Origin of the sequence: Paenibacillus andongensis, from assembly GCF_025369935.1 — a bacterium.
Classification (GTDB): Bacteria; Bacillota; Bacilli; order Paenibacillales; family NBRC-103111; genus Paenibacillus_E; species Paenibacillus_E andongensis.
Window position 1 is genome coordinate 3,801,888 of sequence record NZ_CP104467.1, and the last position, 13,825, is coordinate 3,815,712.

Genomic DNA, 13,825 nt, shown 5'->3' on the forward strand with positions numbered 1-13,825 from the left:
TGGACAAGTTTTGGAAGTTAATCGTTGGCCTCGTTATGACTCATTTCACCACCTTATGAACGGACACTACTGCTTAAGAATGATCACTATAAATTTAATTCTAGCTCCTATATCATAGATCCTGTAAGCGCTTAATAATAACTTTGACGTAAATGTAGTGAGGGGGAGTATCATGAGTATAGCACTTAGAATGGTAAAGAAAAACTGGCAGCTCTATCTGATTATCTTGCCGTCACTCGTGTATTTGATCATTTTTAAATACGTACCTATGGCAGGCGTGCAGATCGCTTTCAAAAATTATATGGTTACCAATGGGATATGGGGAAGCGATTGGATTGGTTTTAAGCACTTTGTAGACTTTTTCCATCTGCCTATTTTTTGGAGGGTAATCAAGAACACATCGCTGCTTAGCCTTTATTCGCTTCTTATCGGGTTTCCGGCGCCGATTATACTCGCTCTTGCATTGAACGAATTGAGAAACGGGATTTTTAAGCGGGCCGTACAGCTGGTCACGTTCGCGCCGTATTTCATCTCAACGGTCATCATGGTTTCGATTATTATGCTTTTCCTTTCGCCGCAGCTTGGCTTCGTCCATCTCTTGGCAGATAAGTTCGGATTTCCGGCGGAAAATATCATGTCAAAGCCGGAGTATTTCAAAACCGTGTATGTACTTTCCGACGTATGGCAGTTTACAGGTTATGCTTCGGTCATTTACATTGCCGCTCTGGCAGGGGTAGATCCGCATTTGTATGAGGCGGCCAAGGTGGATGGTGCATCCCGGTTTCAACGGATGATTCATATCGATTTGCCGAGCCTAATGCCGACTGCAGTCATCTTGCTCATACTGAATGCAGGGCAAATCATGAATGTTGGATTCGAGAAGGTGTACCTGATGCAAAATGCGATTAATGTTGGGGCGTCTGAGGTTATTTCTACTTATGTTTATAAAATGGGCTTGGTCGGGGCGAATTTTAGTTTCTCCGCAGCAGTCGGACTGTTTAATTCAATCGTAAATTTGCTGCTGCTCATTATAGTCAATTATGTGGCAAGAAAAAATTCGGAGACGAGTTTGTGGTAGGAGGTAGAAAATATGGGTAATCCCGATCAGACATTGACGCTAGATGTACGAAAGGCACCTACCCGCATACTTGAAAACAGTGTGGACAGAATCTATTTGTTCTTTGTCTATTTGTTTTTGATCCTATGCTTGATTATTGTGGCTTATCCGCTCATCTACATTGTTAGTTCATCATTCAGCTCGTCATCAGCCGTCATCTCAGGTAAGGTTTGGCTGTTTCCGGTTGAACCTACACTTCGTGGTTATCAAGCTGTATTTCAAAATCCGCAGATCTTGACTGGGTATGGCAACTCTTTGTTCTATCTCTTCTTTGGGACATTGCTTAGCGTTTCGTTAACGATAACGGCTGCGTATCCGCTTTCTCGCAAAAACTTTTATGGACGAAACGTTATTACTGCACTATTCGTATTTACAATGCTGTTCAGTGGGGGATTAATTCCCTATTATTTGACCGTGAAAGGGATGGGATTGCTCGACACGAGATGGGCGATGATTATTCCAGGCGCGATTTCGGTATGGCAGGTCATTCTGGCGAGGACGTTTTTCCAGACGTCGATTCCTTCAGAACTAACGGAAGCCGCACATTTGGATGGATGCAGCGACTTCAAGTTTTTATTTCGAATCGTGATACCGCTTTCCAAACCCATCATCGCTGTTCTAGTGCTCATGTACGCCATTGGCTATTGGAATTCCTATTTTGAAGCCTTAATTTTCTTGAAATCGGCTAAGTTGTATCCGCTGCAGCTAATTTTAAGGAACATTCTGATTCTGAATTCGATTGATCCTACGATGATTAAAGATGTGAGAGAACTTGCGGAAAGGCAGGGACTGAAGGAGCTGCTTAAATATTCACTAATCGTCGTCGCAAGCGCACCTGTTCTTATTCTGTATCCTTTTGTACAAAGTCATTTTGTGAAGGGGCTATTGATTGGTTCTCTGAAAGGTTGAATCTAGTGGCTATTAAAGGAGGGATGCGAGGCACGAACAGATCAGGTTTGCCCCCGAGGATTAATTGGCTATTAAAAACAAGGAGGGTTTTGAATATGGTAAGTAGAGGAACTAGAAAAACATGGCAATCGGTGGCCTTGATTTTATTCATCACTTCGCTTGTAATCGGCTGTACGTCCAAAAGCGATGAGCCGAAGGATAGCGCAAGCCCTAATGGGGCTGGAAGCGCAGTCGGGGGAGCGAATGTTAATGCTACAGGCTTTCCTATCGCCAAAAATAAAATTACGATGAGTGCTTTCGCGCCGCAATCGGCTAATATTGCAGATTTGAATACAAATTGGTTTACCAAGTATTTGGAAGATAAGACGAATATTCATTTGAACTGGCAGCTTGTTCCGGGTGAATCAGCGGCGTTGAATGAGAAAAAGCAGCTGTTGCTCGCCAGCGGCGACTATCCCGATATTTTCATGCAAGGGAATCTAACAAAAGAAGAGCAGCTGCTGTACGGTCAACAAGGCGTATTGATCCCGTTAAACAAGTTAATCGATCAATACGCACCGAACATTAAGAAGGCGTTTAAAGACATTTCGTATTTGGAGAAGGCTATCACTGCACCGGATGGAAATATTTATGCGATCCCTTCCGTAAATGAATGCTATCACTGCCAGTTTTCAGCCAAAATGTGGGTGAACACGAAATGGTTGCAAAAGCTCGGTCTGACCGCGCCGAAGACGACTGACGATTTCTATAACATGTTGAAAGCATTTAAAGAAAAAGATCCGAATGGAAACGGTAAGGCTGATGAAATTGCGTTCACCGGTTCTCCGACTGGTTGGCACACGGATGTTGAGACGTTCGTAATGAACGCGTTCGTCTATTACAATGCGGATAACAACTATTTCATGATGAACGGCGGCAAACTGGCAACATCGGTCGACCAACCAGGCTTCAAAAAAGGTTTGCAATTTTTGAACAAACTGTATACGGAAGGCTTGATTGATAAGGAAGCATTTACACAAAAATCGGATGCGCTCACCCAAAAAGGGAATAGTCCTGATGCGGCGATTGCCGGTGCTATTCCAGCAGGCTGGTTCGGCGAATTCACGGATGCGTCGCCAAAGGCAACACGCCACAAAGACTATGATCCGATCGCGCCGCTTACGGGACCGGATGGAGCCTCGTTCACAGCACATTACATCGGTATTGGAAACTCGGTGTTTGCTGTGACGAATAAAAATAAGAATCCGGAAGCAGCTATTCGTCTTGCGGATTATCTATACTCAGAAGAGGGCACAACAATGTCCAACTTTGGGGAAGAAGGCCGCAATTGGGTGAAGGCGGAACCGTCCGATAAAAACACACGTGGAACCGCAGCTAAGTTCAAGGTGAAAGAAACATCTTACGGGGTAGGTCAAGTGCAGAACGACCATTGGAATCAAATGGGACCGAACCTTCGTTCAGCCGAGTATCGCGAAACTTCGTATGCAGCCAGTCAAGACATTTATACCATGGATGGCTTGGAAACTCGTTTATATAAAGCAACAAAAGAATTGTACGAAGGACATCAACCGAAAGAAGAGTTTCCGACAGATATATTCTTGACGAGCGAACAGGCGAATCAAGTGAAGCAGTTGAAACCGATCATTACAGATTACGTCAAACAGTCCATGCTGCAGTTTATCATGGGAGCCAAGAGCATCGACAAAGACTGGGATGCTTACTTGAAGGGCCTGAAAGACTCCGGCATGGATCAATTCATCAAAATCTATCAGGATGCTTACGACAAAGTGTATAAAAAATAAGTAATTGTGTCGGATAATAAGAGTTTATGAAGAACCTTCAAACCTATGATAGGGTTGAAGGTTCTTTATCTGTTGATCGTATCCATGTAAAAGCTGCCCCCAAATGTATTTATCATTGTTGGGACAGCTAATTCATTTTATTATGCAAAATCATTTTTTGTCAATGATTGCGACCGTACAGCGAGAAATACATATGAGATGGTGATTCTCATCGGAAATTTTAATTTCCCAAACCATTGTTTTCCTGCCCTTGTGCAATGGGGTCGCAACAGCTGTGACGATACCATCTCTTTTACTTTTGAGGTGGTTGGCGTTAATTTCAAGTCCTACAGCTGCATGTTTTTCTTTATTGATATTAATTTCAGAAGCGATAGAGGCGGCAGTCTCAGCTAATAGGACAGAAGCCCCGCCATGTAAAATCCCCGCAGGTTGGTGAGTTGCCGGTCCGACTGGCATCGTCATCACAACGCGATCGGGAGTTAGCTCCATAATTTCAATACCTAGTGCTCGGATAGCGGTGTTCTGACTTCTTTCTTTCATAAACGCAATAAAGGAATCTTTATCCATGCCGTAGGACTGATAAATTTCTTCGGATACGATCATAACGATAACCTCCCGCCGGTTTAGAAAACTTTACGAATCCTTTCGTCAGCAACCGAACAACTCGGACCAATCGACAACGAAAATAAAAAGTAGTAGCTGTATATATGTTATGTCCAAAAATTCAAACATAGGCTCATAATTTCGGTCAGAATGGACGAGGGAGGGGCTCTCCACAGCTCATCTTATTTCTTGGCCTCGTTTCGGGCAAGCTCCTGTCGTACAATTGGTGCTACCTTGGTGCCGAGCAATTCGATAGACCGCATGACCTCCCGGTGCGGCATTGTGCCAACATTTACATGCAGGAAGAAACGAGTTATCCCCAAGTTTTTACGAAGGAGAATGATCTTTTCTGCGACGTATTCAGGATCGCCGACATAAAGAGCGCCCCGAATGCTGCGTGCAGCATCAAAAGTACTGCGGTTGTAATTGTGTCCCCAACCCCTTTCACGCCCGATAACGTTCATTTGAGCCTGAGTAGAAGGGAAGAATAGATCGGCAGCTTGTTCGGTGGTTTCTCCGACGAATCCGTGCGAGTGTGTTGCAATTGAAAGCTTGTCAGGATCGTGCCCAGCTTTCATGGCAACCTCTTTGTAGAGTGCTACTAAGGGAGCAAAACTCTCGGGCATTCCGCCGATAATGGCGAATACAATCGGTAGACCCAGCATTCCTGCCCGAACAGCGGATTGAGCATTCCCGCCGCTTGCGATCCATACCGGAAGTGGGCTCTGAACGGACCGAGGATAGACACCGAGGTTTTGGATGGCGGGACGATGACCGCCGCGCCAAGTTACCTTTTCGGAAGATCTGATCGCAAGCAGCAGTTCCAGCTTTTCATCGAACAATTCGTCATAATGATCTAGACTATATCCGAAAAGCGGAAAAGACTCAATGAACGAACCCCGTCCCGCCATAATTTCGGCTCGGCCGTTAGAGATGCCGTCGAGGGTAGAGAAAGCTTGATACACGCGAACCGGATCGTCTGAGGACAGCACGGTTACGGCACTCGTGAGCCTTATTCGCTTGGTCATGGCAGCTGCGGCTGCCAGTACGACAGCAGGCGATGTGCCTGCGTAATCGGCACGATGGTGTTCTCCAATGCCATAGACATCCAGCCCGACCTGATCGGCCAATACAATTTCCTCAACCGCATTGCGTAACCGCTCGGCATGGCTGATGACCTCTCCAGTAACTGGGTCTGGTGTCGTCTCTAAGAATGTACTAATTCCTATTTCTATGTTGGTTGTTATATCGGACATAATGTTTCGCCTCCTTCATTATCTATATTAACTCATTTATTTATGGTTTCTCAACTTTAGTAAGAGATTGAGAGGGAGTAACGAAGACTTAGAACGATAATACACTACGTAAGACTTGCACGTACGAGCTCAAGACGGTATCGTAAAGATCAGGGAGGCGATGCGAATCCTATGCTGGATCCGGGAAAAACGTATAATACGGCAGTGGAAGTAACGCTCGAAGTGATCGGAGGCAAGTGGAAGCCAGTCATTTTATTCCATCTCACGTTCGGAAAGAAACGTAATGGTGAGCTAATGAGCTTGATGCCAACGGTTACACAAAAAGTGCTAACCCAGCAGCTGCGAGAACTCGAGGAGGATGGGGTTGTTACCCGAATTTCATATAACCAGGTACCACCAAAAGTCGAGTATGAGCTGACCGAGTATGGCTGGAGTTTGAAGGAACTTCTTCATATCATGTGCAGATGGGGAGATAGGCATGTTGAGCGAGTTTTCGGTGATAATGTCAAGATCTTAGAAAGGGTACCAGGCGAGAATGGAACATGATCATTCATAAGAGAGAAACCGGACTCTGGATTTCAGAGTCCGGTTTCTTGTGTTTGGTCATGGAATAACCTTGCGTTGCCGCAAATCCTCAAAGATACTTAGGAACATTGCTTCTGTATCAATGAACTCATGAAAACCGAAACGTCGTGCTTTCGTGCCGTCTGCAAAAAAGTCATAATCCCAAGAAAAAACAAAGTCACCGAACCGCCAAGAGGAAACGTCACGGTAGCTGTTATTCACCAACCCATGCTTCTTCACCATAGTATTCCATAACGGCTCCTTGTCGGCCATGACTACATCCAAGGACATCTGCAGAGGAGGTGCTGACTCTAGCCCGAAATACGTGGCAATCTTTGGCCAAAGCTCGTTCCACCTGAAGAGATCTCCGTTCGTGATGTTAAACGCTTGATTCGCGCAGCGTTCATCTGTCGCTGCCCAGACAGTAGCCTTAGCCAATAATCCAGCGTCTGTCATCTCAAGCAGGCTGTTGTAGGCCCCTGGCTTACCAGGAAAACGGAGCGGTAACCCGAGTTCCTTTGACATGGAAGCATAGATTGCAATAACCATCGCTAGGTTCATTGGATTACCCGTAGCGAATCCACAAACGACGGATGGGCGAAGGGCCGACCAGGTCCAGCTGCGCCCTTGCTGCCGATTTTCGAGGAATTGCTGTTGGTCGACATTAAACTCTGGCGGCATGTGATAGGCATCTGTTTCACGGGCTGGTGTTTTGAAGGGACCGAGGTGCGCGCCATATACTTTGTAGCCCTGCATGAGACTGATATGCTGGAGACTTGGAGAGATTGGCTCCATCGCATTGACGATGTTGACGAGCATGGCTAAGTTTGGGGGAACCAATTCGGCCCAGGTAGGACGGTCTTGATAAGCAGCATAGAAGATGTGGGTAACTTCCGTAAGACTTTCTAGTTTCTCATGGATATCATTTTCATTAAGCAGATCGACAGCGATATATCGGACTCGATTGTTGGACTCCCCGCCCCGTCGTGACAGACCAATGATATCCCAGTCGTGGAGCTGCACCAAATAGTTAATAAGATTTCTTCCAATAACACCGTTAGCTCCAACAACAAGCGCGGTTTTGCGTGGCGTGGCTTCTTTTGTATTCATAAAATATCCTCTCCTACTTTGTGGTGGTTACACCATCAATTGTGCACTTTGAAGTGTGGAATGAAAAGTACGCACTTTGAGGTCATATAGTTACCTGGAAGTCATATAAGGGAGTGGTATCATAAAAAATCAAGTTGGATCAGGCGAACAATTAGTAATTGTAGGATGACAGAATATCGGGGCGGTTGAGCATTTTTGCTCTGTTAGCTGCGAACGAGATCAGCGCTTGTAAGATCGTAAAAAATTCCATGTGTATCATAAATTAACTAATACAGAAATCTTATCAATTCATTATGATGGTAATTGAAAGCGTTTACTAGCATCGCGAAAATGTGGAAAGAGGGGTGCATTAAGGGAAAAAACGCGCTTAATCCGGCGGGGCCGAACAAATAAGCGCGGAAACCGCGCTTTCAGCAAGAGCACGACGAGTCGAAGCTCAGCAGCCCTTCCCTCACCGCCGAACAATAGGCGCGTCATGTTTACTAGTACGAAAATAAAGGAGGCTTTCAGATGTTTAAGCAACAAGTTCAAAAAAAGATAGTAAGCTCAGCTCTTTCATTCGCACTTGCATTTTCGTTTATTAACCTGTCCGATCATCCAGCATCAACGGTTCACGCAAACACACCAGTTCCCAACTTGCTCGACGCTTCGGTAACGGATGCTGTTTATACTCCTACAGCAACGGGTTCAGTCAACCTGTTGGACCCGTCTCGTTTTACAGCACAAGCAGGCGTAAATCTCAAGGTAAGTTCAGAAGCTTCTGATCATCCGGGCGTTGATGCTTTACGATCGGGAGGCAGCGGCTATTGGCGCAATTCAAGCTCTAATATCTATAAGAGTAACTACTCGCCATCCTCATTGGCATTATCCCTCGACTTAGGTGCTCTAAAAACAATAGATAAACTGTACCTCGAAATACCCAATACAATTGCAAATATCCAAAGTAATGCCACAAGATTTGAGGTTTATTACACCAATGACCCCAATTCTTGGGCAAGTGCTCCCACAGCCTCTGACACAGCGAACAATTACAACTGGAAGGCTAACGGCTGGACGCTGGCTGGCGGTACGGAAACGGAAGGTTTATGGTCTTATGTCACCTACAACGGACAACAATGGGGCTATGACACAAAGACATTCCTATATCCGTTTACTGCTCGGTATGTGATGATCAACACGCTACTGGTTGGTCCCAGCGATAAGCGCGCGAATGTTACCAGTTCGATGATGGGGATATCCGCTTTGGCGATATACGGCAAAGATTCGGTTGCTAACGCAATCGCACTTGTACCGGCAAAGGATACCTACAGTACATGGGATCAGGTCGTACCTAAATCTACAACTATAAATCTTGCTAGCGGACAGGCGCTAATGAGTATTACCAAAGGCGATACTACACTTCATCCTAATATCGATTACTCTGTAACTGGTAGCACAGTTACTTTCACACTTCCATATCTGGCCAAACTGCCACTCGGCACAAATGAATTCACATTTCATTTTAACAGCGGCAACCCATCCATATATGCATTGGACGTAACAGCACGCGGTTATGGCGTGAATGACAAGACGATCAAGATGAACGCAATTGAAGGCGTATCTCCTTATAACATTTTGGGCGGAGCCATGGGGACGGACGAACCGGTTGAAGGCGTGACCAAAAGAATACGAGACGCTTACCACGAATTTTATGGTGATCAACCTAAGGCGACTGCAGCCGACGACCATATTGTGAGCATTTGGGACAGTTCCTTACAAAGAAATGTGTTTAAGGTTATTGCGCACGGCAGAGGTTTGAATAATGAATTCCTTGATAAGGTTCGCGATGGCGAGTATGGACACAAAGGTGTTTTTGACCGAAATTTAGGCTATGTGGTTGACGGAGCGGCTGTTACGGACAGGCAGAGAATTGAAATTCGCCCCAGCGAAGATTCAAGCGGTGATTTTGTAGCCTATGAAGGCGACTTGGTTTCCTATGAATGGCTCTGGAATATTCCGGACGGCAACCAATGGAATCAGTCAAATTTCAGACATATCTTTCAATTGAAGGCTGTGAATCGCCAAGCACCTGATACATTACCGGGCGGAAATAACGGCGGTGAAAACGGTGCTTATATCATGGCGATGTCGATTTCGGGAACGAACAGCAGGGATCTTGTCGTGAATCATAACCGATATGACGGCGATAAGACCATGATGCGAATTCCGTTAAAAGAAATCGATGGCCACTGGATTAAGGTTGAGCTTAAAGCGCTTATTTCGGATAGCGGCTGGTTCACAATCAAAATAACGGACAAGGTAACCGGTAAAGTATACAATTATGATAGTCCGGATGTTTATCAGGTGTTTACAATCAAAGGTGCGAGCGACGGTACGAAGGATATATGGAGACGACCGGAGAGAATCGGCGGCTTCGAGACGGAGTATCCAGCTGCTTTTGATCAATATTTGCGTCCAAAATGGGGCATTTACCGCAGCTCCGCTAACGGAACCAACTCTGCCTATGATGCTTCGCTTCAGCTAGCCGATATCACTATCAGCAAGGTGGCTGCAGGGTTGTCATCGGTTAACCTTGCGCTTAATAAAAAAGCGTATAACGTAGGCCCGACAGCTGGAGCCAACCCGCTTCAGATTCAATCTGCTACGGCTAACGAATTCGGCAATGCAAACAAACTGACAAATGGTGTATTGGAAGATCCGACAAAATGGAATGTTTCCAACGTTAGCAGTCTGGATCAAATAGGAAACTATTCGTGGCTGGGCACCGATGGAGAGAGAAAAGGCAGCTTCGTCATAGACCTTGGTCAGGTCATGGATTTTAGCCAAATACGATTGTTTGCCAAATCTACGAGGTTAAAAGGTGCAACCGTTTATGTATCTGATGATTCTGGAAACCATACATCGGCTGCTGAATTTGACGCAATGACATTTAAACAAGTAGAAAGACAGACAGCCCAAAGTTTTACGTATGCAACAGGCAACAACAATGGGGGAATTGATTCGGAAGATGGCTCCTATCCAATTAACCTTGGTAATACCTATCATTCCAGATATATCAAGGTAATGGTAGAGAACGCATCCGGCGGCAATTCTGGCACGGATCTAACAGGGCCTCCACGCCTTACACAGGTTCAAGTGTTTAATGCGCCACGTCCTCCACAGAATCTTAGTATTGAAACTAACAGTTCAGCTAATATTTTGAAGTGGGACTCCAATGACTTGAATGAAGGATATACAGTTTATAATGGCACAGCGGTACTTGCTGACTTACCGGCAGGCGCAACTAGCTATACTTTACCAAGCAGCATAACTGATGTGTCCAAAGTCACTATAAGGTCAAAAGGAACGGACCCGAACTCCCGCAAGTTTATGATATCAGCACCAGCCTTAGTGGTAGATCCACAAGATGTGACTCCGCCTAAAACGGAAGCAGGGATCGAACCGGCGCTGCAAAACGGCTGGCTAAACACGGATGGAGCCGTTGCACTGACAGCACATGACGATCTCTCCGCTGTTGCGAAAACGGAATACAAACTTGGGGATGACACGGAATGGCAAACTTATATCGGGCCAATCGCCTTCAAGAATGACGGCTTGTATCGTTTGCAGTTCCGTTCTGCTGACGCTGCGGGCAACATCGAGCAAACGAAGGAGCTAAGTGTCCAGATTGACAAAACGAAGCCGATCTTTGTGCTGAAGGCAAACGGGGAACCGCTTGTAGAAGGTGCTGTTTTCTCCGACGACCTTTTGATAGCGCTGCTCTTGAATGCGAACGATGGACTATCAGGCATTGCAAGCCAAGAACTCACTCTGGACGGAAAGCGTTTGGATAATGGCGCTTCCGTTGATATGGCCGGCAAGCTTGGGATGCATACGCTGAAGATCGTCATCACGGATCAGGCCGGCAATAAGACGGATGAACTTGTCCACTTCACGATTGCTGCCACCATCGAAGGAATGTCCAACTTGATTGACCGTTCTGTCAAAGCCGGTGAATTGAAGGGACCGCTGGTTAACCAATTACGCAACAGCCTGGATCAGGCAAAACATCAATTGAGCAAAGGTGACAAAGACAAAGCGGCCAAACATATGCAGGATTTCCTCAGTCATCTGAATAATAAGTCGATGACGGATAACATCTCCGAAACCGTAAAGTCCATTCTCACGGCTGATGTTAACGCGTTGATCGAGGTTTGGTCCACAAAGTAAAGAACAATAACGTATTGTAACTGCAAAAGCATCCGGCCATCATTGAAGGCCGGATGTTTTTTATGATCAAGGGGGCTCGTGTTGAAATATTCCATTGAAATCGATTTCATTTTCTCCGCATAAATCGAACCGCACATCGGTGGGAGCCTGGGAATCCAAGATTCACAACTGTCGCGGCTTCTTGCAGATCGATCAGAAGACAGGGGCAATCTCCTTTAACCCGGAGTGTTATGCATTCGGATCTTCCTACAGGAGCGGCAGCTACATTCGTATGGTCGGGATAGAAGAGAGGCGCGAAGTGAGGCGGGATTTACCCAAATTTCGAATCTGAAACCGACTTCCATTGGATTAACTCCAGTGGAAGTCGGGATTTCTCAGCTCAGAAGTCAATTACATTGGAGTTAATCCAATCAAAGTACGAATTTCAGACCTTTAGAGTCGATTCCATTGGAAATTTCCAATGGAAGTATGTATTTCGTACGGTCATTTAAGGTTCATCTATATATTCTTCTTCGTCCGGGATGCTGTTCAAAAGGTTTTTATCAATCTTTTTCTGATCTTGATCCGTGTTGGTGTCGCAGTTCACAATACACTTCATTATTTCTTCGGAATTGTCTTGAATATTTGTATACTCAACCATGTTTGAACCTCCTTTCATTGAATTAGAATTTCCAAGATCAAGCCATTTATTCGAGTAGGTACTACTTGACGCTCCTATCCAACTTCAAATGAGCATACATGATTATGGATTCCGATTTATGATCTTGTATGTCGTACTAGATAAGATGAACAAATAGACAGCTTCTATTGTCCAATCTTGTGGTATGCAAAAGGACAGGGAAAAACGACGCTTCAATACAGAAAGCGTCGTTTTCTCATGTTCTTATTTAGTCATTAGTGAGTGCTGACCCGGTTTCAAGCAATGTCTTCATTCCCGAAAGAACAATTGGCAAACCCATTTCAAGAATTTTTGCGGTGTTTATCGCCTGTTCAAATTCATCATGTACGACTGTTACAAGGGTAACGCCGGCTAATTCGGTATGAGCATCGATTTCCCACGTAATACGTGACGGGCTCTCAGAGGCTGTGTCTGGAAACGCGGGGAACTGCCAACTCATAACCAGCTTATGCGGAGGTGCCATTTCGAGAATGATCCCATTTGCAAGTTTTTTCTCCTCAGGGTTCCATAGTTCGAAAGAGGAGCCGATTTCCCAGTTGGATCGGATGGAGCAATTGTACCAAAACTTTGATGTCTTAGCTGGATCAGTAAGGGCTCGCCAAACTTGTTCGGGTGTTGCTTTAATGGCAATACGGTTTACATGCCGTGGCTTGTTCTCCATATTCATTTCACGCTCCAATTCGTTTTTAAGAGATGTTAATTCGATAGCCCAAGGTTCGGCGTATTTGCTCACCCATCGGTCGTAAATTTGCCGTATAGGTACTGAATTTAGATAATGAAGCTTTTCTCTGCCAACTTTTCTGGTGGTAATGAGGTTAGCTTCCTCGAGAATATTAAGATGCTTCATTACACCGAATCTTGACATTTGCAAAGGGGTACAAAGATCGTTCAACGTTCGCCCATCAGCTGTGTGAAGCAGGTCTAGGAGTGTACGGCGGCTAGGGTCAGCAAGTGCCTTGAATATATCGTTATCTATTTGGAACGCCTCCTTTCAAAAGTATCCTTACAAGCATGCTTTTTTGTTCTTGACATGTGACCTAATGGTAACGTATTATAAAGGTGACAGTATAGTCACATATTAGCACAAACAAGTTTGTTTGTCAGCCGGCGGCAAATAGACCCATCTAACTCAACTAGTTTTAGCAACATAATTCTTTCGCCAATACTTAATTGCTGCAGCAGAGTCCTTATACGAAATACACAAAAAAGGAGATGTTTTTTATTATGAAAACGATTGAACAGAAAAATATTGAAACGGTAACTGCGTTTATTGAGGCTTTTGCGAATCAAAATGAGTTGGATGATACGGATCAATTTTTTTCTAGTCAAATAGGGGAGGCATTCCCTGATAAACACTACGCAGTAGAAGAGGTCATAGCCCAAGGTGAGAAGGTAATAGCAAGAATTTTTATGACTGGAACGCATAAAGGTACGTTTGCTGGAAATTTACCTACGGGAAATTCCGTTAAGGCAACACAGTTTCGTGAATTTCGTTTAGTTGATGGCCAGATTGTTGAACATCGTGGTTGGTTCGATACAGCGACACTTTTGCCCCAAATGAAAGCCAATTAACCAA

12 protein-coding genes are annotated in these 13,825 nt (G+C 45.0%); 7 read left to right on the forward strand and 5 right to left on the reverse strand.

The annotated features are described in order from the left end of the window. The first annotated feature begins 172 nt into the window (after nucleotides 1–172). From NYR53_RS16935 to NYR53_RS16945, 3 genes are all read left to right on the forward strand, one after another. The gene (locus NYR53_RS16935; RefSeq protein ID WP_261306207.1) at nucleotides 173–1,078 is read left to right on the forward strand and encodes an ABC transporter permease; all 906 of its coding nucleotides are present in this window, start codon (nucleotides 173–175) and stop codon (nucleotides 1,076–1,078) included. 12 nt (nucleotides 1,079–1,090) lie between these two features. Continuing rightward, nucleotides 1,091–2,026 carry a carbohydrate ABC transporter permease gene (locus NYR53_RS16940; RefSeq protein ID WP_261306208.1) on the forward strand — a complete coding sequence of 312 codons (936 nt, stop codon included), beginning with the start codon at nucleotides 1,091–1,093 and terminating at the stop codon, nucleotides 2,024–2,026. A gap of 95 nt (nucleotides 2,027–2,121) precedes the next feature. Beyond that, a complete protein-coding gene (locus NYR53_RS16945; RefSeq protein WP_261306209.1) occupies nucleotides 2,122–3,828 on the forward strand; it encodes an ABC transporter substrate-binding protein in 1,707 nt (568 codons plus the stop codon). A gap of 150 nt (nucleotides 3,829–3,978) precedes the next feature. Here the strand turns inward: NYR53_RS16945 and NYR53_RS16950 are convergent, their stop codons facing one another. Together NYR53_RS16950 and NYR53_RS16955 are read right to left on the reverse strand one after the other, a co-directional pair. Further along, complete coding sequence (locus tag NYR53_RS16950; RefSeq protein ID WP_261306407.1) at nucleotides 3,979–4,368, reverse strand: PaaI family thioesterase; 390 nt, start codon at nucleotides 4,366–4,368, stop codon at nucleotides 3,979–3,981. Nucleotides 4,369–4,613: 245 nt separating this feature from the next. Next, nucleotides 4,614–5,687, reverse strand: a complete 1,074-nt coding sequence (locus tag NYR53_RS16955; protein ID WP_261306210.1) for an LLM class flavin-dependent oxidoreductase — start codon at nucleotides 5,685–5,687, stop codon at nucleotides 4,614–4,616. A 171-nt stretch (nucleotides 5,688–5,858) separates the two neighbouring features. Between NYR53_RS16955 and NYR53_RS16960 the strand changes: the two genes are divergently transcribed. After that, nucleotides 5,859–6,233 carry a winged helix-turn-helix transcriptional regulator gene (locus tag NYR53_RS16960; RefSeq protein WP_261306211.1) on the forward strand — a complete coding sequence of 125 codons (375 nt, stop codon included), beginning with the start codon at nucleotides 5,859–5,861 and terminating at the stop codon, nucleotides 6,231–6,233. 57 nt (nucleotides 6,234–6,290) lie between these two features. Here the strand turns inward: NYR53_RS16960 and NYR53_RS16965 are convergent, their stop codons facing one another. After that, nucleotides 6,291–7,361 (reverse strand): SDR family oxidoreductase, encoded by a 1,071-nt coding sequence (locus tag NYR53_RS16965; RefSeq protein WP_261306212.1) that lies wholly within the window; start codon nucleotides 7,359–7,361, stop codon nucleotides 6,291–6,293. 510 nt (nucleotides 7,362–7,871) lie between these two features. On the opposite strand from NYR53_RS16965, the gene NYR53_RS16970 reads away from it, so the two are divergent. Beyond that, a complete protein-coding gene (locus tag NYR53_RS16970; protein WP_261306213.1) occupies nucleotides 7,872–11,570 on the forward strand; it encodes an FIMAH domain-containing protein in 3,699 nt (1,232 codons plus the stop codon). A 94-nt stretch (nucleotides 11,571–11,664) separates the two neighbouring features. After that, a complete protein-coding gene (locus tag NYR53_RS16975) occupies nucleotides 11,665–11,901 on the forward strand; it encodes a hypothetical protein (RefSeq protein ID WP_261306214.1) in 237 nt (78 codons plus the stop codon). A 156-nt stretch (nucleotides 11,902–12,057) separates the two neighbouring features. On the opposite strand, the gene NYR53_RS16980 is transcribed toward NYR53_RS16975, so the two are convergent. After that, entirely contained in the window at nucleotides 12,058–12,210 is a 153-nt protein-coding gene (locus NYR53_RS16980; protein WP_261306215.1) for a hypothetical protein, read from the reverse strand. 247 nt (nucleotides 12,211–12,457) lie between these two features. Further along, nucleotides 12,458–13,225, reverse strand: a complete 768-nt coding sequence (locus tag NYR53_RS16985; RefSeq protein WP_261306408.1) for an ArsR/SmtB family transcription factor — start codon at nucleotides 13,223–13,225, stop codon at nucleotides 12,458–12,460. A 248-nt stretch (nucleotides 13,226–13,473) separates the two neighbouring features. On the opposite strand from NYR53_RS16985, the gene NYR53_RS16990 reads away from it, so the two are divergent. Further along, nucleotides 13,474–13,821 (forward strand): ester cyclase, encoded by a 348-nt coding sequence (locus tag NYR53_RS16990; RefSeq protein WP_261306216.1) that lies wholly within the window; start codon nucleotides 13,474–13,476, stop codon nucleotides 13,819–13,821. Nucleotides 13,822–13,825 lie beyond the last annotated feature (4 nt).